This is a genomic window from Streptomyces sp. NPDC002868 (assembly GCF_055563295.1).
In genome coordinates, this window is sequence record NZ_JBVHDR010000017.1 from 88,108 (window position 1) to 105,559 (window position 17,452).

General features: G+C 71.2%; 18 protein-coding genes and 1 other RNA gene. 13 read left to right on the plus strand and 6 right to left on the minus strand.

Annotated features, from left to right (window positions below; translation table 11 throughout):
• The first annotated feature begins 247 nt into the window (after positions 1 to 247).
• Genes ACZ3H8_RS34745 through ACZ3H8_RS34755 form a run of 3 tightly spaced genes read left to right on the plus strand, consistent with a single transcriptional unit; the run spans position 248 to position 3,165 of the window.
• Entirely contained in the window at positions 248 to 1,102 is an 855-nt protein-coding gene (locus tag ACZ3H8_RS34745) for a MaoC/PaaZ C-terminal domain-containing protein (protein ID WP_467408569.1), read from the plus strand.
• Between the two features lie 25 nt (positions 1,103 to 1,127).
• Positions 1,128 to 2,213 (plus strand): Zn-dependent alcohol dehydrogenase, encoded by a 1,086-nt coding sequence (locus tag ACZ3H8_RS34750; protein WP_467408571.1) that lies wholly within the window; start codon positions 1,128 to 1,130, stop codon positions 2,211 to 2,213.
• A 10-nt stretch (positions 2,214 to 2,223) separates the two neighbouring features.
• Complete coding sequence (locus ACZ3H8_RS34755) at positions 2,224 to 3,165, plus strand: 3-oxoacyl-ACP reductase (RefSeq protein WP_467408573.1); 942 nt, start codon at positions 2,224 to 2,226, stop codon at positions 3,163 to 3,165.
• A 134-nt stretch (positions 3,166 to 3,299) separates the two neighbouring features.
• On the opposite strand, the gene ACZ3H8_RS34760 is transcribed toward ACZ3H8_RS34755, so the two are convergent.
• Together ACZ3H8_RS34760 and ACZ3H8_RS34765 are read right to left on the minus strand one after the other, a co-directional pair.
• The gene (locus ACZ3H8_RS34760; RefSeq protein ID WP_467408575.1) at positions 3,300 to 3,470 is read right to left on the minus strand and encodes a hypothetical protein; all 171 of its coding nucleotides are present in this window, start codon (positions 3,468 to 3,470) and stop codon (positions 3,300 to 3,302) included.
• 119 nt (positions 3,471 to 3,589) lie between these two features.
• Positions 3,590 to 4,753: a hypothetical protein gene (locus ACZ3H8_RS34765; protein ID WP_467408576.1), complete on the minus strand. Its 1,164-nt coding sequence runs from the start codon at positions 4,751 to 4,753 to the stop codon at positions 3,590 to 3,592.
• Positions 4,754 to 4,937: 184 nt separating this feature from the next.
• Between ACZ3H8_RS34765 and ACZ3H8_RS34770 the strand changes: the two genes are divergently transcribed.
• The 5 genes from ACZ3H8_RS34770 (at position 4,938) to ACZ3H8_RS34790 (ending at position 9,745) form a co-directional block, all read left to right on the plus strand.
• Entirely contained in the window at positions 4,938 to 5,984 is a 1,047-nt protein-coding gene (locus ACZ3H8_RS34770) for an ABC transporter substrate-binding protein (RefSeq protein ID WP_467408578.1), read from the plus strand.
• Between the two features lie 66 nt (positions 5,985 to 6,050).
• Entirely contained in the window at positions 6,051 to 6,887 is an 837-nt protein-coding gene (locus ACZ3H8_RS34775; RefSeq protein WP_467408581.1) for a Nif3-like dinuclear metal center hexameric protein, read from the plus strand.
• Entirely contained in the window at positions 6,884 to 7,627 is a 744-nt protein-coding gene (locus ACZ3H8_RS34780; RefSeq protein WP_467408618.1) for a zinc ribbon domain-containing protein, read from the plus strand. Before ACZ3H8_RS34775 ends, ACZ3H8_RS34780 begins: the two co-directional genes overlap by 4 nt.
• The gene (locus ACZ3H8_RS34785) at positions 7,627 to 8,892 is read left to right on the plus strand and encodes a bifunctional RNase H/acid phosphatase (RefSeq protein WP_467408582.1); all 1,266 of its coding nucleotides are present in this window, start codon (positions 7,627 to 7,629) and stop codon (positions 8,890 to 8,892) included. Before ACZ3H8_RS34780 ends, ACZ3H8_RS34785 begins: the two co-directional genes overlap by 1 nt.
• A 4-nt stretch (positions 8,893 to 8,896) precedes the next feature.
• Complete coding sequence (locus tag ACZ3H8_RS34790) at positions 8,897 to 9,745, plus strand: GNAT family N-acetyltransferase (protein WP_467408585.1); 849 nt, start codon at positions 8,897 to 8,899, stop codon at positions 9,743 to 9,745.
• On the opposite strand, the gene eda is transcribed toward ACZ3H8_RS34790, so the two are convergent.
• Positions 9,703 to 10,389 carry a bifunctional 4-hydroxy-2-oxoglutarate aldolase/2-dehydro-3-deoxy-phosphogluconate aldolase gene (eda, locus tag ACZ3H8_RS34795; RefSeq protein WP_467408586.1) on the minus strand — a complete coding sequence of 229 codons (687 nt, stop codon included), beginning with the start codon at positions 10,387 to 10,389 and terminating at the stop codon, positions 9,703 to 9,705. The two genes, ACZ3H8_RS34790 and eda, sit on opposite strands and share 43 nt — an antisense overlap.
• Positions 10,390 to 10,456: 67 nt before the next feature.
• Positions 10,457 to 11,257, minus strand: coding sequence for a peroxide stress protein YaaA (gene yaaA, locus ACZ3H8_RS34800; RefSeq protein WP_467408587.1), 801 nt, complete (start codon positions 11,255 to 11,257; stop codon positions 10,457 to 10,459).
• A gap of 93 nt (positions 11,258 to 11,350) precedes the next feature.
• Here yaaA and ACZ3H8_RS34805 point away from each other — a divergent pair, with 93 nt between their 5' ends.
• The 3 genes from ACZ3H8_RS34805 to ACZ3H8_RS34815 all read left to right on the plus strand — a co-directional run bounded on the left by ACZ3H8_RS34805 (position 11,351) and on the right by ACZ3H8_RS34815 (position 13,792).
• Positions 11,351 to 12,790 (plus strand): RNB domain-containing ribonuclease, encoded by a 1,440-nt coding sequence (locus tag ACZ3H8_RS34805; RefSeq protein WP_467408590.1) that lies wholly within the window; start codon positions 11,351 to 11,353, stop codon positions 12,788 to 12,790.
• 103 nt (positions 12,791 to 12,893) lie between these two features.
• Positions 12,894 to 13,298, plus strand: an RNA gene (gene rnpB, locus ACZ3H8_RS34810) — RNase P RNA component class A.
• 293 nt (positions 13,299 to 13,591) lie between these two features.
• Positions 13,592 to 13,792 carry a hypothetical protein gene (locus ACZ3H8_RS34815; protein WP_467408591.1) on the plus strand — a complete coding sequence of 67 codons (201 nt, stop codon included), beginning with the start codon at positions 13,592 to 13,594 and terminating at the stop codon, positions 13,790 to 13,792.
• Positions 13,793 to 13,839: 47 nt separating this feature from the next.
• On the opposite strand, the gene ACZ3H8_RS34820 is transcribed toward ACZ3H8_RS34815, so the two are convergent.
• Positions 13,840 to 15,300: an MFS transporter gene (locus ACZ3H8_RS34820; RefSeq protein ID WP_467408593.1), complete on the minus strand. Its 1,461-nt coding sequence runs from the start codon at positions 15,298 to 15,300 to the stop codon at positions 13,840 to 13,842.
• Positions 15,301 to 15,504: 204 nt separating this feature from the next.
• Between ACZ3H8_RS34820 and ACZ3H8_RS34825 the strand changes: the two genes are divergently transcribed.
• Positions 15,505 to 16,137, plus strand: coding sequence for a TetR/AcrR family transcriptional regulator (locus tag ACZ3H8_RS34825; protein ID WP_467408595.1), 633 nt, complete (start codon positions 15,505 to 15,507; stop codon positions 16,135 to 16,137).
• Between the two features lie 238 nt (positions 16,138 to 16,375).
• Positions 16,376 to 16,591 (plus strand): hypothetical protein, encoded by a 216-nt coding sequence (locus ACZ3H8_RS34830; RefSeq protein ID WP_467408597.1) that lies wholly within the window; start codon positions 16,376 to 16,378, stop codon positions 16,589 to 16,591.
• Between the two features lie 51 nt (positions 16,592 to 16,642).
• On the opposite strand, the gene ACZ3H8_RS34835 is transcribed toward ACZ3H8_RS34830, so the two are convergent.
• Positions 16,643 to 17,218 (minus strand): YdeI/OmpD-associated family protein, encoded by a 576-nt coding sequence (locus ACZ3H8_RS34835; RefSeq protein ID WP_467408599.1) that lies wholly within the window; start codon positions 17,216 to 17,218, stop codon positions 16,643 to 16,645.
• Positions 17,219 to 17,452: the final 234 nt, after the last annotated feature.

Consider the following 17,452-nt stretch of genomic DNA (forward strand, 5'->3'; position numbering starts at 1 on the left):
GCGGGCACAGGGCTCCGGCAGATGCGCATGTACGCACTCGGCAGTGACAAATGTCCCGCATGGACAGCCACTTCTGACATGGTGTCAGCAGTCTTCACAAGTAATGGGGGCTGCGTTATACATAGGGCCACCGACTCCTAGAACGCGTTCTAGAACGGGCCAGGGGCCGGTTCCGTACGACCTCGGTGCGGCCGACGGTGCGGACGGCCGCGCCGAGGTCTTCCACTCATCAAGGAGCAGCATCCTCATGCCCATTGATGCCGCCAAGGCCGTCGCCGCCGAGCCCCGCAGCGCCGAGATCGGCTGGGACCACAAGGACATCCAGCTCTACCACCTCGGCCTCGGCGCGGGCACCCCCGCCACCGACCCCGACGAGCTGCGCTACACCCTCGAGTCGAAGCTGCATGTGCTGCCCAGCTTCGCCACCGTCGCGGGCGCGGGCAAGGGCGTCATCGGCGGGCTCACCGGACCCGGCCTCGACATCAATCTGGCATCCGTACTGCACGGCGGGCAGACCATCCGGGTCCACCGGCCGATCCCGGTCAGGGGCAGAGCCGTATCGACCTCGCGGATCGCGGCGGTCTACGACAAGGGCAAGGCCGCGATTCTCGTCCTGCGCACCGAAGCGGCCGACGACGAAGGCCCGCTGTGGACGAGCGACGCCGAGATCTTCGTACGCGGAGAAGGCGGCTTCGGCGGCGACCGCGGCCCATCCGTCCGCCTCGAACTCCCGCCCCGCGAGCCGGACAAGGTGGTGGAGAAGGCCGTCCGCGAGGACCAGGCGCTGCTCTACCGGCTCTCCGGCGACTGGAACCCGCTGCACGCCGACCCCGAGTTCGCCAAGCTCGCCGGCTTCGACCGGCCCATCCTTCACGGGCTCTGCTCGTACGGCATGACGCTCAAGGCGGTCGTCGACACGGTGCTCGGCGGGGACGTCGGCCGCGTCCGCTCGTACACCACACGCTTCGCCGGCGTGGTCTTCCCCGGCGAGACCCTGCGTATCCGGATGTGGGCCGGAGACAGCCAGGTGCACGTATCGGTGACGGCCGTGGAGCGGGACGACGCGCCGGTCCTCGCCGACACCATCGTCGAACACGCATAGCCATCCGTACGAGAGGAGCCGCACCGTGCGCGCAGCCGTACTGCACGAGATAGGTCAGGACAAGCTCGAAGTCCTCGACGACGTCGAGGCGGTGGGCTTCGGCCCCGGCAAGGTCAAGATCCGGGTCCGGGCCACCGGGCTGTGCCACTCCGACGTCTCCGCGATGAACGGCGTGCTGCCGCAGCCCGCGCCCTTCATCCCCGGGCACGAGGGCGCGGGCGAGATCATCGACGTCGGCGACGGTGTGAGCGGCCTGAGCCAGGGCGACCGGGTGCTGCTGTGCTGGCTGCCCGCCTGCGGCGTCTGTCCCGCCTGCAAGCGCGGCCAGACCGAGCTCTGTCTCGCGGGCTTCATGAACGCCGGGACCCCCAACTTCAAGCGCCCCGGCGCCAGCCCCTCTGATGTATTCGGCTTCGCCGGCACCGGCACCTTCACCGAGGAGGTCGTCGTCGACGCGGGCTGCGCCGTGCCGATCCCCGACGATGTTCCCTTCGACATCGCCGCGCTGATCGGCTGCGGCGTCACCACGGGCCTCGGCGCCGCCGTCAACACCGCTGATGTGGCGGCCGGTTCCTCGGTCGCCGTCATCGGCTGCGGCGGGGTCGGCATCTCGGCGATCCAGGGCGCGCGGCTCAAGGGCGCGGCCCAGATCGTCGCCGTCGACCCGGTCGCCTCGCGGCGCGACGCCGCGCTCAGGTTCGGCGCCACCGAGGCCGTCTCGCCCGACGAACTGGCCGACGCCAAGCAGCGCGTCACCGCGGGCGAGGGTTTCGACTACGTCTTCGAGGTCGTCGGCAAGTCCGCCACCGCGCGTACGGCGTACGAGACGACCCGGCGCGGCGGCACCCTGTGCGTCGTCGGCGCGGGCGCCATGGACGACTTCCTCCAGCTCAACATGTTCGAGCTGTTCTTCGACGAGAAGCGGATCCTGCCGTCGATGTACGGCGGCGGCGACGTGCTCACCTCGTACGAACGGGCCATCGCCCTGTGGCGGGCGGGCCGTATCGACCTCGAAGGGCTGATCACCCACCGGGTGCAGCTCGCCGAGATCAATGACGCCCTGGCCCAGATGCGTACGGGCGAGGCGCTGCGTACCTGCATCGAGATCTGAAAGGGCTTTGATGTCACTGCCACTTGAGGGCCTGTCCGCGATCGTCACCGGGGCGGGCCGCGGCCTCGGGCGCGCCGAAGCACTCGAACTCGCCCGCCTCGGCGCGAGCGTCGTCGTCAACGACTACGGCCGGCCGGGCCGGGACGGCTCGGGCGAGGCGTCGGCGACCCCGGCGGAGAAGGTCGCCGAGGAGATCCGTGCGACGGGCGGCTCCGCCACCGCCCATCATGGCGACGTCTCCGCCTTCGCGCAGGCCCACAGCCTGGTCGAGCTGGCCGTCTCCACGTACGGAAAGCTGGACATCCTGGTCAACAACGCGGGCATCCTGCGTGACCGGATGGTCTTCTCGATGAGCGAGAGCGAGTGGGACTCGGTGATCCGCGTCCACCTCAAGGGGCACTTCAACACCACCCACTTCGCGTCGGTGCACTGGCGCGAGCGTTCCAAGGCATCCGGAGCACCGGTCTACGGGCGGATCGTCAACACCTCCTCGGAGGCGTTCCTCGCGGGCTCGGCGGGTCAGCCGAACTACGCGGCGGCCAAGGGCGGCATCGTCGGCCTGACCACTTCCACGGCGCTGGCGCTCGCCAAGTACGGGGTCACGGCCAATGTGATCTGCCCGCGCGCCAGGACCCGGATGACACAGGACGTGTTCGCCGGCTTCGCGGAACCGGCGGACGGCGGGCTCGACCCGTTGGCGCCGGAGCATGTGTCCCCGCTGGTGGGCTATCTGGCCTCGCCCGCGGCGGCGAAGGTCAACGGGCAGCTGCTGGTCGTGCACGGCGGGATGGTGGCGATCGTCGAACGCCCCAGGGTGGCCGCGAAGTTCGACACTTCGAAGGAGGCGTTCTCGTACGACGAACTGGATGCGGTGCTGACCCCGCATTATGCGGACCGCCCGGGGAACGAGACGTTCGCGGCGGCGGAGGTGCTGGGCCTGAAGCGGGGTTGACCGGGGCCGTCCGGTAGCCGGTTTGTCCTCAAACGCCGGACGGGCTGGATTCCCTAGCCTCTTGGGGGTTCCCCCGGACGAAGTCTGGGGGAGTTTGAGGAGCGGGGTCTGGGGCGGAGCCCCAGGAACCCGCGTCAGGCGCTGCGCATCCCCTCCGGCCGCCGGTGCCTGCCGTGCGCCGGCGTCGCGGACTCCTCCGTCGTCGCCGCACCGCCCCGGTGCTTTCCGGCGCCGCCGGCTTCGGCCCGGTCTGCGGCCGCAGGCTGCGGGCGCTCCTGGGTCGTGTCGGTTCGGGCTTCAGACATGTGGGAAGTCACCCCGTTGTGATCGCTGATTACGTGTCGCAGGGCACCCCGGCCACACCTGCGAACCCCGTCACCGTCGACGTCCGGTCGGTGCGACTGCGTAGCCCCGGCCCGAGAGTTTAACCAGGGGCCCCGCCGCCGGTGAGAGGCGCCTGCTGCAAAGGAACAGGCTTGTACACGATAGGAGTCCCGGCACTCCAGGACGGTTCCCCACCAGGCCATTCCGATTGTGTTGGTCCTGTGATCACCTTCGCATCTGTGATCACATCCGGTACGTGCGCGTCCGCCGGCCCGTCGATCCGCGCCATCCCGCACGGCACCGCCCTGGTCGCGTACGGGAGTTGCAGAACGCCCTCCCGGCTCCACAGGCCGGCCCCCGCCAACCACCCCTCGGGCGCGGCCAGTTGATGCAGCCGCCGTCCCGAAGGGCGCCACACCCCCAGCCAGGTCCCCGCGGCGCCGTCGATCCGCAGCGCCACCGCGCAGCTCTCCGGCATCAGCACCTGCCCCGGCTGCACGGCGAACGGCGTCACCGCGCAGTCCGCCAGCCGAAGGCACTCGGGAAAGCGGACCGGCCGCAGGCTCCCCAGCACGCCCCAGCCGAGCCGGTCGTGGCCCGGCGCGTTCGAGCGGATCAGCAGCAGGCCGCTGTCCGTGTCGGCCAGCAGCAGCCGGTCGTCGCTGTCATCCGTGATCTGCAGCAGCGGCGTCACCTCCCCGCCCCGCTCCAGATCGACCGCCACCGCCTTCACCGGGCAGCCGGCCAGCTGCCGGTCCAGGGCCAGTATCCGCCCCTCACGGTCCAGCCAGACCCCGCCGGAGCAGCGGCCCGGCACCTCGGCGACATGCTCGGGGCCGAACGCCCCACCCGCCACCAGCCAGACCCCGGTCGACTCGGCGCCGGGCGCCAGGGCGTACGCCCTCCTGCCGTCCGGCGCGGGCGGAAGCAGCCGCAGCTCCGCCGACTCGACGGTGCCGAGTGTCAGTTCACCCGTCCCCGGCCCGGTCGGGTACAGCAGCGAGAAGGAGTGCCGTCCCGCCACCCGCCGCCGGATCAGCACCCGCCCGTCGGCCAGCGGCAGCACCTCGGCTTCGCGCTCCTCGGGCTGGTCCAGCGGCAGCGGCACGGCGTACGGCTCGGGCCCGAGCGTCCACCGCTCCGGGAACAGGGCCTCGCGGCCCCCCGCCAGCCGGGCCGCGTATGCGCCGTCCGCGGTGATCGTGATCCCCGTACGCCCCACCGCCCCGTCCTCTGTGGCGGTCTCGATGGCACAGGCTGTCATCGGCGCATCACCTCCGGTCACCGAAGCTAGGTATCGCACTTCCTGCCGAACAACACGTGACTCACCACTTCACACATATGGGTGGCCATGCCCGGATTCTCCTGAGGGGAAGGGGGCGATTGTGCTCAGCGGGGCGGCCGTGGATAAAGTTAGGTTCCCCTAAGTACTGGATCAGGAGCACGTCATGTCCCTACGCATCCGCGGCACCGCCGCCGCAGTCGCCCTTGCCGCCGCGCTCTCCCTCACCGCCTGCGGCAGCCAGGACGGCGGGGACAAGGGCTCCGCCGGCAAGGCTGACGACGGCGGAAAGAAGGCTGTCGCCCAGGGCGGCAAGGGCTTCGGCGACGCGGCGGCGAAGACCGCGGCGATGGGCACCGACGCCAAGCCCGGCCAGTTCCCGCGCACCGTCACCCACGCGCTGGGCAAGACCGAGCTCAAGGCCGCGCCCAAGCGGGTCGTGGTCCTCGACGTCGGCGAACTGGACAACGTCGCCTCGCTGGGCGTCAAGCCCGTCGGCTACGCCCCCACCGAGGGCGACGAGGGCATCCCCGGCTACCTGAAGAAGGAAGCCGGCAGTCCCAAGAACGTCGGCACGATCAACAACCTCAACCTCGAGGCGATCGCCGCCCTCAAGCCCGACCTGATCCTCGGCAGCCAGCTGCGTGCCGCCGACAAGTACAAGGAGCTGTCCACGATCGCTCCGACCGTCTTCTCCATCCGTCCGGGCTTCACCTGGAAGGAGAACTACCTCCTCAACGCCGCGGCCCTGGACAAGACCGCCGAGGCGAAGGCGAAGCTCGACGCGTACGAGAAGAAGGCCAGGCAGCTCGGCACGGACATCGGCGCCAAGAACGCCAAGAAGCCGACTGTCTCGATGGTCCGCTACATGCCGGGCAAGATCCGTCTCTACGCCCAGGCGTCCTTCATCGGCACCATCCTCAAGGACTCCGGCCTGCCGCGGCCCGCGAACCAGCAGGTCGAGGACCTCGCCGTGGAGATCAGCCCCGAGAAGATCGACTCCGCGGACGCCGACTGGATCTTCACCGGCGTCTACGGCGACCCCAAGACCACCAAGCGCGACACCGCCCGGTCCAACCCGCTGTGGAAGAACCTCAAGGCGGTCAAGGCCGGCCAGGCCAAGGACGTCCCGGACGAGACCTGGTACCTCGGCCTCGGCGTCACCGCCGCGGACAAGGTCCTCGACGACCTCCGGGGCTTCCTGGTCAAGTGACCAGCCTTCCTGGCCAAGTGACCAGCGCAGGCCGCAGGGGCACGGAGGACAGGTAGCCTTTCCCTCGTGCCCCGTCTGTCTGAAGTCCTCGCCGCGCTCGACGCCCTGTGGCCCGCCGAGCGGGCCGAAGAGTGGGACGCGGTCGGTACGGTCTGCGGCGACCCGGACGCCGGGATCAGCCGCGTGCTGTTCGCCGTCGACCCCGTCCAGGAGATCGCCGACGAGGCGATCGAACTCGGCGCCCAGCTGATCGTCACGCACCACCCGCTCTATCTGCGCGGTACGACGACCGTCGCGGCCTCCACCTTCAAGGGCCGCGTCGTGCACACCCTGATCAAGCACGACATCGCCCTGCATGTCGCGCACACCAACGCCGACACCGCTGACCCCGGAGTCTCCGACGCCCTCGCGGGCGCGCTCGACCTGCGGGTCGTACGCCCCCTGGTGCCGGATGCGACGGACCCGCACGGTCGCCGCGGCCTCGGCCGGATCTGTGAGTTGGACCACCCCGAGACGCTCGGCGAGTTCGCCGCGCGCGCCGCCAAGCGCCTGCCCGCAACCGCGCAGGGCGTCCGCATCGCGGGCGACCCGGACGCCGTGGTGCGTACCGTCGCGGTCAGCGGCGGCTCCGGCGACAGCCTCTTCGACGTCGTACGGGCCGCGGGCGTGGACGCGTTCCTCACCGCCGATCTGCGCCACCACCCCGCGTCCGAGGCGGTGCAGCACTCACCGCTGGGACTGGTCGACGCCGCCCACTGGGCCACCGAGTGGCCCTGGTGCGAGCAGGCCGCGGCCCAGCTCGACGAGATTTCCGACCGGCACGGCTGGGGCCTTCGGGTCCACGTCTCGCACACGGTCACCGACCCCTGGTCCTCCCACCATTCTTCTGGAGCCCCCAACTGAACGCCTCGCCCGCCGACCAGATCCGACTTCTCGACGTCCAGGCCCTGGACGTACGACTGTCGCAGCTCGCCCACAAGCGCAAGTCGCTGCCCGAGCACGCCGAGATCGAGTCGCTCAGCAAGGACCTCACGCAACTGCGCGACCTGCTGGTCGCCGCGCAGACCGAGGAGAGCGACACCGCCCGCGAGCAGACCAAGGCGGAGCAGGACGTCGACCAGGTGCGCCAGCGCGCCGTCCGCGACCAGCAGCGCCTCGACTCGGGCGCGGTCTCCTCGCCCAAGGACCTGGAGAACCTGCAGCGCGAGATCGTCTCGCTCGCCAAGCGCCAGGGCGACCTGGAGGACGTCGTCCTCGAGGTCATGGAGCGCCGTGAGTCCGTGCAGGAACGTGTCGCCGAGCTGACCGGACGGGTCTCCTCGGTCCAGGCCAAGCTCGACGACGCGACCGCGCGCCGGGACGCCGCGCAGGAGGGGATCGACGGCGAGGTCGCCTCGGTCACCAAGGAGCGCGAAGTCGTGTCGGGCTCCGTGCCGGCGGATCTCCTCAAGCTGTACGAGAAGCTGCGCGTCCAGCAGGGCGGGGTGGGCGCGGCCCGCCTCTACCAGCGCCGCTGCGAGGGCTGCCAGCTGGAGCTGAACATCACCGAGGTGAACGAGGTCAAGGCGGCGTCTGCGGACACGGTGCTGCGCTGCGAGAACTGCCGGCGCATCCTGATCCGTACCTCTGAGTCGGGTCTGTAATGCGGGAGTTCGTCGTCGAGGCGGACGGCGGCTCCCGGGGGAATCCGGGCCCCGCCGGTTACGGTGCGGTCGTGCTCGACCCGAAGACGGGGGAGACGCTCGCCGAGGCCGCGGAGTACATCGGCGTCGCGACGAACAACGTCGCCGAGTACAAGGGCCTGGTGGCGGGGCTGAAGGCGGCGAAGGCGCTCGACCCCGATGCGTCGATCCGGGTCCGGATGGACTCCAAGCTGGTCGTCGAGCAGATGTCGGGCCGCTGGAAGATCAAGCACCCGGACATGAAGCCGCTGGCGGCGGCGGCGGCGCGCGTTTTTCCTGCTTCTCAAGTCACGTACGAGTGGATCCCGCGGGAGAGGAACAAGCACGCGGACCGGCTGGCCAACGAGGCGATGGACGCGGGCAAGAAGGGCAAGCAATGGGAGCCCTCGCGCTCCACGGCGGAGCTCGACGCACGCGACGCGGAGGCGGCGAGGGTGGTCGGCGACGCGACGGCGGGCGCGGCCAGGGCGAGGGCGGCGCTGAGCGGGGCGACGGGTGCGGCCGAGGCGGTCACGGTCCGCGCCGAGCCGGTGGCCGGAGCCGCGGGGGTCGGCGAAGCCGCGCCGACCGCACCGCCCGTCGGGTGGGGCCCCGCCGACCTCGGCGCACCCGCCACCTTTGTGCTGCTCCGCCACGGCGAGACCCCCCTGACCCCCGAGAAGCGTTTCTCGGGCAGCGGCGGCAGCGACCCTTCGCTCTCCCCGACGGGCCTGCGCCAGGCCGAGGCGGTCGCGGCCGCCCTCGCGGCGCGCGGCACCATCCAGGAGATCGTCAGCTCCCCGCTCAAGCGCTGCCGCGAGACCGCGGAGACCGTCGCGGCCCGGCTGAACCTCGACGTCCGCGTCGAGGACGGCCTGCGCGAGACGGACTTCGGCGCCTGGGAGGGCCTGACGTTCGCGGAGGTCCGCGAGCGGTACGGCGACGACCTCACCGCCTGGCTCGCCTCGGCGAAGGTCGCCCCGACGGGTGGCGGGGAGAGCTTCGCGACGGTGGCGCGCCGGGTCGCGGCGACCCGCGACAAGCTGATCGCCCGGTACGAGGGCCGCACGGTCCTGCTGGTCACCCATGTCACGCCCATCAAGACCCTGGTCCGACTGGCGCTGGGAGCCCCGCCGGAGTCGCTGTTCCGGATGGAACTCTCCACGGCATCGGTCTCGGCGGTGGCGTACTACGCGGACGGCAACGCATCGCTGCGCCTGCTGAACGACACGTCGCACCTGCGCTGACGCGATGACCTGGCAGCTGACCGAAGACGTCGACGAGTTCCGCCGGGCCGCCGGTGCCTACCTGGCGCGCGACCCCGTCGGCAGCACCGCCCTGCTCACCGTCAGTGAGACCGTGCGGCGGCACGGGCCGCATGCGTACGGGGACGCGGAACCAGCCCGGTTCGGATGGTGGCGGGACGGGGACGGGGGCCACGTGGCGGGCGCGTTCGTGCAGACGCCGCCGCGGCCGCCGCTGCTCGGGCCGATGGCCGAGCCGCTCGCCCGCGCGCTGGCGCGGACGCTGCGGGCCGCCGGGACCGGGCTCAGCGGTGTGAAGGGCGGTGAGGCACACGCGTACGCCTTCGCCGACGAGTGGGCGGGCGCGCACGGCTGGAGCGTCGACGTACGGCTGCGGCTCTTCCGGCTCGGCAGCCTGACGCCGCAGCAGCCCGCGCCGCCGGGCGCCGCGCGCCGGGCCGACGCCGCCGACGTGCCGCGGGCCGCCGCCTGGATGCGCGCCTTCGCCGCCGACATCGGTGATTCCTCCGGCGCGGACCAGACCGAGAACGTCTCCCGCCGCATCGCCGACGGCTGCCTGTACCTGTGGGAGACGGACGGGCAGCCCGTGTCCATGGCCGCCCGTTCCCCGCTGCTGGCCGGGCAGTCCCGGGTCTCGCCCGTCTACACCCCGTCCGAGCTGCGCGGACGGGGTTACGCCGGTGCGGTCACCGCCGCCGTGAGCCGCGACGCGCTCGACGCCGGGGCCGAACAGGTCCTGCTCTTCGCAGACTTGGCCAACCCCACCAGCAACGCCCTGTACCAGCGCCTCGGTTACCGCCCGCTCGCGGACTTCGTGGACCTCGACTTCACCTGAGCGCGACCGAGGCTGCCGCGCAGCGCGGCAGCCTCGGCCGCCAGTGTCTCGACCCCCGCCCAGTCCTTGGCCGCGATCGCGTCTGCCGGCAGCATCCACGTACCGCCGACGCAGCCCACGTTCCTCAGCGCCAGATACGAGGGCGCGGCGGCGAGCGAGATCCCGCCCGTCGGGCAGAAGCGGGCCTGAGGCAGCGGACCCGCAAGGGACTTGAGGTACGCCGTGCCGCCCGCCGCCTCGGCCGGGAAGAACTTCATCTCGCTCACCCCGCGCTCCAGCAGCGCCACGACCTCCGAGGCCGTCGAGACCCCGGGCAGGAACGGCACGTCCGACGCCTTCATCGCGTCCAGCAGCCGGTCCGTCCACCCGGGGCTCACCAGGAACCGCGCCCCGGCCGCCACCGCGGCATCGACACCGTCCGCCGAGATCACCGTGCCCGCTCCCACCACCGCGTCCGGCACCTCGGCCGCGATCGCGCGGATCGCGTCCAGCGCGGCCGGCGTCCGCAGTGTCACCTCGATCGCGGGCAGACCGCCCGCGACCAGGGCACGCGCGAGCGGTACGGCATCGGCGGCGTCGTCGATGACGACGACGGGGACGACCGGCGCGAGGTCGAGCACGGTGGGCAGGGCAGCGGTGGTCATGCCGTCATCCTGCCCGGCGTACGCAGTATGCGCAAAGGTCATTGCGTATGCTGCAACGACGCAATGCTCAGTGGATCTGGTTCACCACCACATCCAGCGCCCATGCCTTCCCGGCCCTGCCCGGCGCCTGCGCCTCCACCGCGTACCCCAGATCCCGCAGCGCCTCCACCAGCTCGCCAGGACCCGCCGGCCTGGCGCCCGCCGTCAGCAGGTCCCGTACCAGCCGACCCTTCGTCGCCTTGTTGAAGTGGCTGACCACCGACCGCTTCTCCACCCCGTCGACCATCTGCGAGTGCAGCACCCGCACCGTCGCCGTACGCCCCGCAACCTCACCCTTCGGCTTCCACGCCGCCGCATACGCGGAGGACCGCAGATCGAGTACGAGCCCGTCACCGGCGGCCTCCGGCATGGCGGACGCCATGGGCTCGCGCCAGTACGCCCCGAGGGCGCCCAGCCCCGGCAGCTTCACCCCCATCGAGCAGCGGTACGACGGAATCCGGTCGCCGACCCGCACCGCGCCCCACAGCCCCGAGAAGACCAGCAGCGACTTCCGGGCCCGGCGCCGCGCGTCCGGCTCCAGGGTCGCGAGGCCCAGCGCGTCGTAGAGCACACCCGTGTAGATCTCCCCGGCCGGCCGGGTCCCCGCGGTCCGCAGCTCCACGTTCTTCGCGATCTCGCCGCGCAGGCCCTCGCTCAGGCCGAGTACTTCCCGCGCCTTCTCCTCGTCGGCGGCGCAGAGTTCGACCAGTTCGTCCAGCACCGCGGCGCGCGCCCCGGCAAGGCCCGGCAGCGACAGCGACTCCGGCTTCAGCGGAGCCCCGCGCCCGGAAGCGGCCTTACCCTCCGACGGCGGCAACAGCACGAGCACGGCAAGTCTCCTTCGTACGTACGGGGGCGGGGGTGCGGCCCCCGCGCCAGCGTACGGGGTGCCAAGGTCCCCACCCCGTCCTAGGCTCGGTCCATGCCCCGCCGTCATGTGCACACCACCGGCGCAGCCGAGGATGCCCTGCGGGTCGCCCTCCGGGAGCTGCGTACGACGCTCGGCATGCCGGAGGGCTTCCCGCCCGACGTCCTCGCGGAAGCGGAGTCGGCCGCCAGGGCCCCGCGCCTGCCCGATCACGACGCCACCGACATCCCGTTCTTCACCGTCGACCCGCCGGCTTCCGTCGATCTCGACCAGGCGATGCACCTCGCCCGCCGGGGCAACGGCTTCCGGATCCACTACGCGATCGCCGACGTCGCCGCCTTCGTCGCGCCCGGCGGCGCGCTGGACGCCGAGGCACACCGCCGCGTGCAGACCCTCTACTTCCCGGACGAGAAGATCCCGCTTCATCCGGCCGTGCTCTCCGAGAGCGCGGCCAGTCTGCTGCCCGGTCACAACGCACCCGCGCTGCTCTGGCAGTTCGACCTCGACGCCGAGGGCCGCGTGATCGTGAGCGAGCTGCGGCGGGCGCTCGTACGGAGCCGGGCCAAGCTCGACTACGCAACGGTCCAGCGGCAGATCGACGCGGGCACCGCGGAGGAGCCGGTGGCGCTGCTCAAGGACATCGGGCTGCTGAGGGAACGGCTGGAGATCGAGCGCGGCGGGATCTCGCTCAAAGTCCCCGAGCAGGAGATCGTGAAGCGGGACGGCGCGTACTCCCTCACCTACCGTGCCCCGCTTCCCGCCGACGGCTGGAACGCCCAGATCTCCCTGCTTACGGGCATGGCCGCGGCCGACATCATGATCGCGGCCGGCACCGGCATCCTGCGTACCCTGCCCACCGCGCCGGGCGGCGCGGTGGCGCGGCTGCGCCGCTCGGCCGAGGCCCTGCGGATCGACTGGCCGCACCATGTCTCGTACGCGGAGCTGGTCCGCTCCCTCGACCCGAACAACCCCCGCCATGCCGCCTTCCTGCAGGACTGCACCACCCTGCTGCGGGGTGCGGGCTACAGCGCCTTCACAGGCGGCGAGCTGCCCTCGCCCGCGGTCCATGCGGCGGTGGCCGACGAGTACACGCACTGCACCGCGCCGCTGCGACGGCTCGTCGACCGGTACGCGGGCGAACTGTGCGTGGCGGCGGTGGCGGGTCAGGAGCCGCCGGACTGGGCCGTGGCCGCGCTCGATGTGCTGCCGAAGGAGATGGCGGAGGGCTCGAAGCGCGCCAACACGGTGGAGCGGGAGTGCGTCGACATCGCCGAGGCGGCGTTGCTGAAGGAGCGGATCGGCGATGTCTTCGACGCGTTCGTGGTGGACGTGAAGGAGCACGAACCGGCCGTCGGCACGGTCCATTTGGAGGACCCGGCGGTGGTGGCGAGGATCGAGGGCGGCGAGACGAAACTGCCGCTGGGGGAGCGGCTGCGGGTCCGGCTCACGCAGGCGGACCCGGGGTCGGCGAAGGTGCTGTTCGCCCCTGCGTGAGCTCGGCCGGGCCGGGCCGGGTCCGCTCGGGCGCGGAGCCTGGTCGACCGGCACCGTGAGCCTGGCCCCCAGGCCTGCCAGGTAGCATGGTCACCACGGCAGACGAGCCGGGCGGACGGCCGCGTGGAGATCTTCTGGATCTCCTCGAGGAACGTCCGGGCTCCACAGGGCAAGGTGGTGGGTAACGCCCACCCGGGGTGACCCGCGGGACAGTGCCACAGAAAACAGACCGCCGGGGACCTCGGTCCTCGGTAAGGGTGAAACGGTGGTGTAAGAGACCACCAGCGCCTGGGGTGACCCAGGCGGCTAGGTAAACCCCACCTGGAGCAAGGTCAAGAGGGGCCGCGGTAGAACGCGGCCCTGCGCGGACGTTCGAGGGCTGCCCGCCCGAGTCCGCGGGTAGACCGCACGAGGCCGGCGGCAACGCCGGTCCTAGATGGATGGCCGTCTCCCCGGCCGCCGCGAGGCGACCGGGCGACAGAACCCGGCGTACAGCCCGACTCGTCTGCCACTACCTGCGGCTTTGCCTGGGAAAGGGCCTCTGACCTGCGTCGGAGGCCCTTTCCGATCTTTCGGGGGCTTGCCGCGTTACGCGGCGGAAAGTCCCTGAAAAAGTCCCTGGCGCAGAGGCGCGTGGGACGCCCCTGACCTGGGCCAGATCACCGTTCCGTCGGTCTTGGTGTGGGGCTCTGCGATCGTGGCGTGAGGCAGGAAGCGGGGTCCGCTGCAGTGTGGGCCCGAAGGCGGCGGTTGCACGCTCCCCCATGTACGAGCACCCCGCGGTGCTGGAGGCGGCGGTGGTTGCCGTGCCCGGGCGCCGGGGCCGACGCGGTCGTGGTCCTGCGGGACCCGCGGGCGCTGGACGAGCTGCCGGGCTTGCTGGCCGGGCGGCTCAAGCCGCACGAGCAGCCCGAGCGATTCCGCGCCTGGCCGAGCCCGTCCCGCGGGGTGACCGGCAAGGTGCTCAAGGCCGTGATCAGGCGGCAACTCGGACCTGGCTGAGGGGGCGGGTCCGCAGACCCGCCCCCTCAGCCAGGTCCTTCCGGCGGCTAATCGAGGTTCTTGGCCTGCGGGGCCGACGGCGAGCCGTCCGCCGAGAGCTCGGGCTCCGCGTCCGTGCCGGCGTCCATACCGGGCATCATCCCCGGCATGGGCGCGTTCGCGGCGGGCCGGACGAGGAGGACCACCAGGGCGAACGCGACGACCGTGAACGCCACCGCGACCAGGAAGCCGGCCGAGGCGCCCTTGGCCAGGACGTGCGCCGTGTCGCCCGTCGCCCCGTTCGTCGCCGCGCCGTACACGGTGATGATGACCGCCAGGCTCAGCGAGCCGCCCATCTGCTGCGTCGCGTTGAGCAGGCCCGAAGCGGCCCCCGTGTCCTGCATCTCCACGTCGGACACGCCGACCATGGTCATCGGCATGAACACCATGCCCGCCCCGAACCCGTACAGCAGCATGGGACCGAGCAGGTCGCTGAGGTAGGCGCTGTCGGCGGAGATGGCTGACAGCCAGATGAGCGCGCCCGTGATCAAGAGCGTCCCGGCCACCAGCGGCAGGCGTTGTCCGATCTTGGGGATGAGTTGCATCATCACGCCGGAGACGACGATGATCGAGACGCTGAGCGGCAGGAAGGCCAGGCCGGTCTTGAGCGGGCTGTAGCCCAGCACGTTCTGGAAGAAGAGGGTTAAGAAGAAGAACATCCCGATCAGGGAACCCATCATCGCCACCCCGAGGGCGTAGATGCCCGAGCGGTTGCGGCTGGCGAACAGGCGCAACGGGATGATTGGCTGCGAGGTGCGGCTCTCGATGAAGACGAACGCCACCAGCAGGACCACGGCCCCGATGAACGAGCCGATCGTGGTGGCCTCCCGCCAGCCGCTGTCGGAGGCGTGGATGAAGCCGTACACGAGCAGGGCGACGCCCCCGGTGGAAGTGATTGCGCCGCCGACGTCGAACCGGCCCTCGCTCCGCGGCGTCTTGCCGATGAACAGTGGCGCGGCCAGGGCCAGGGCGACGCCGATGGGCACGTTGACCAGCAGGACCCAGCGCCAGGAGACCCACTCGGTGAGCAACCCGCCTGCCACCAGGCCGATCGCGCCGCCCGCGCCCGATACGCCGGCGAACACCGCGAACGCCCGGTTGCGCTCCCGCTCGGTTGGGAAGCCGGTGGCGATCAGGGACAGCACCGTCGGTACGACGATGGCGGCCCCGGCGCCCTGGATGACGCGCATGCCCAGCAGCCATCCGGAGTTCTGGGCGAGGCCGCCGAGCAGGGACCCCAGCGTGAACAGCAAGATCCCGCCGATGAAGGCCGGGCGGCGGCCGAGGAGGTCACCGACCCGGCCGCCGAGCAGCAGCAGCCCGCCGAACGCGAGGGTGTAGGCGTTGACCACCCACGACAGGTTCTGCGTGGAGAACCCCAGGGACGTCTGCACGCTGGGGAGCGCTACGTTCACGATGGTGGCGTCGAGGATTACCATGAGCTGGGCCATGGCGATGACAACCAGCATGAGGCCGGTGCGATGCGCTAGCCGGGGCGGGCTCGCCGGGGCTGCGACTGCGGGGGTGCTAACAGCCATTTGGTAGCCTTATCAGGGATGAGGAAGCTTTAAGGAACTGCAGCGTTCACTGTTTGCTACTCTAGCAGCGGCAAGTAGGGAACGCAATCGTTCATATCGGTCTGCTGGGCGGGCCGTCCGGGAAGTGGGGATGCCGTGTCCGGAGCCGGATTGGCTGCCGACGCCGCGGTCGGAGGCCAGGGCCCGCCCAGGAAGGCGGCGGCCAGCCGCCGGCGGGGTGAGGACCTGGAGCGCGCCATCTACTCGGCGGTGATCACCCAGCTCGAGGCCGTCGGCTATGCCAGGCTGACCATGGATCGGGTGGCGGCCGATGCCCGGACGGGCAAGGCGGCGCTCTACCGGCGCTGGCCCAGCAAGGCCGAGCTCGTGGTCGACACGCTCGACTACGCCCTGCCCGCGCCCGAGGACGCGCCCGACGAGGGCAACGTCCGCGACGACCTGGTCGAGCACATGCGGCAGAAGGCGGAGGTCCTCAACTCCCCGGTCGGCCGCGCGATGCAGAGCCTTCTGGCCGAGATCGACCGGGACGGGCCGATGGTCCGCCTGGTGCAGGAGCGCGTCTTCCAGCCCCGGCAGAACGTCTTCCATCTGATCCTGGAGCGCGGGGTGCGGCGCGGCGAGATCCGTTCCGGCCGGCTCAGCCCGTTGGTCGCTGAACTCGGGCCCGCCATGCTGGTGCAGCGCTTCCTCGGCGACTCGGCCCCGGTTCCCGACGACTACCTGGTGGCCGTGGTGGACGAGCTGATCATGCCCATCATCCGCCCGTAGCCGCCAGGACCGGCCTCACCGCCCACACCCTCCGGTACTGACCGCTGACGATCGCTCAATACTGTGCTGCCGGCCCGGGGCCGGGTGCGTACGGTCAGGGCCATCGCCCGCGCGCGGTCACCTCGACCGGCGCGACCGGGTACCGCGTCTTGCTGCTGGACCGGGCGGGCTTCCCGCCGACACCGTGTCCACCCTCTACATTCAGCCGCCGGGCGTGGACCGGCTGCGCCGCTGAGGCTTGCTCGACGCGGTCAGGGCGACCGGTTGCCCGCCGCTCGACCGCGTCGTCTACGAGCTCGGCGACGTGCGCATCGAGGGCTGCTGCCGCGCGATCGAGGAAGTCTCGGCGGCCTACGCCCCCCGGCGACACCTCCTCGACCAGGTCCTGGCCGACGGCGCGGTGGCCGCCGGAGCCGAGTTCCGCGAGCGCTGCCAGGTCACTGGCCTGCGATAGGGAACCCGGGCGCCGGCTAAGCCGCCTGGGCGGCAGGGTGCCGCCGTGCGGTCACGTGTGGATCTTCTCCTGGTTGGCCAGCATGCCGACGTACTTCTCGATGCGCCGGGCCCTGGTCTCGGGCTTCTTGGCGTCCTGCACCCGGTAGAGGATGGAGTAGCGATTCTGGCTGTCGAGGGTCTTGAAGAACTCCGCGGCGGCCGGGTTGGCCTCCAGCGCCTTCGCCAGGTCGTCCGGGACGGTGGCGGTCTTCGCCCCCGCGTAGGCCGCTTCCCAGCGCCCGTCCTTCTTGGCCCGCTCGACCTCGGCGATCCCCGGCGGTTGCATCCGGCCCTGCTCGATGAGGGCGGCGACCTTCTCCCGGTTGACCTTGGACCACCGGCTGCGGGCCGACCGCGGCGTGAACCGCTGGAGCCAGTGGGCGTCGTCGAGCTTGCCTTTCTGGCCGTCGATCCAGCCGTAGCACAATGCCACGTCGAGGGCCTGGGCATACGTCAGGGCGCCTTTGCCCGCTGCGTCATTCTTAAGCTTCAGCCAGAACCCGCCGGATGCGGCGTAATTGCGGGAGAGCCAATCCTGCAGCTCCGCCGCCGATGCGAATTCGATGATCTCTTCGTCTCGGGCCATGAGTGTCAGTCAAGCACAAGACGGCGGCCCGAGTAGGGGGCCCTCCGGTACCGGCGGGGTTGGCCGAAATCTGTTGAAAACGGGCGCGCAACGGGCTATGGCCTTATCGGTGCCTGGCCGGTTCGGCCTGGGTCCTTAACCTCGCGCTTTCATGAAGCGTGGTGTCCGACGGGTGGTCAGACAAACGAAAAGCGCCTCTGACCAGCAAGAATGAGGATTGTCGAGGTCCTTGTT

Excerpts from the sequence above, each read along its gene's own strand:
- ACZ3H8_RS34745 (WP_467408569.1), top strand. The coding sequence starts at position 248 with ATGCCCATTGATGCCGCCAAGGCCGTCGCCGCCGAGCCCCGCAGCGCC.
- ACZ3H8_RS34755 (WP_467408573.1), top strand. The coding sequence starts at position 2,224 with ATGTCACTGCCACTTGAGGGCCTGTCCGCGATCGTCACCGGGGCGGGC.
- ACZ3H8_RS34760 (WP_467408575.1), bottom strand. The coding sequence starts at position 3,470 with ATGTCTGAAGCCCGAACCGACACGACCCAGGAGCGCCCGCAGCCTGCG.
- ACZ3H8_RS34765 (WP_467408576.1), bottom strand. The coding sequence starts at position 4,753 with ATGACAGCCTGTGCCATCGAGACCGCCACAGAGGACGGGGCGGTGGGG.
- ACZ3H8_RS34770 (WP_467408578.1), top strand. The coding sequence starts at position 4,938 with ATGTCCCTACGCATCCGCGGCACCGCCGCCGCAGTCGCCCTTGCCGCC.
- ACZ3H8_RS34785 (WP_467408582.1), top strand. The coding sequence starts at position 7,627 with ATGCGGGAGTTCGTCGTCGAGGCGGACGGCGGCTCCCGGGGGAATCCG.
- ACZ3H8_RS34790 (WP_467408585.1), top strand. The coding sequence starts at position 8,897 with ATGACCTGGCAGCTGACCGAAGACGTCGACGAGTTCCGCCGGGCCGCC.
- eda (WP_467408586.1), bottom strand. The coding sequence starts at position 10,389 with ATGACCACCGCTGCCCTGCCCACCGTGCTCGACCTCGCGCCGGTCGTC.
- ACZ3H8_RS34805 (WP_467408590.1), top strand. The coding sequence starts at position 11,351 with ATGCCCCGCCGTCATGTGCACACCACCGGCGCAGCCGAGGATGCCCTG.
- ACZ3H8_RS34820 (WP_467408593.1), bottom strand. The coding sequence starts at position 15,300 with ATGCTGGTTGTCATCGCCATGGCCCAGCTCATGGTAATCCTCGACGCC.
- ACZ3H8_RS34835 (WP_467408599.1), bottom strand. The coding sequence starts at position 17,218 with ATGGCCCGAGACGAAGAGATCATCGAATTCGCATCGGCGGCGGAGCTG.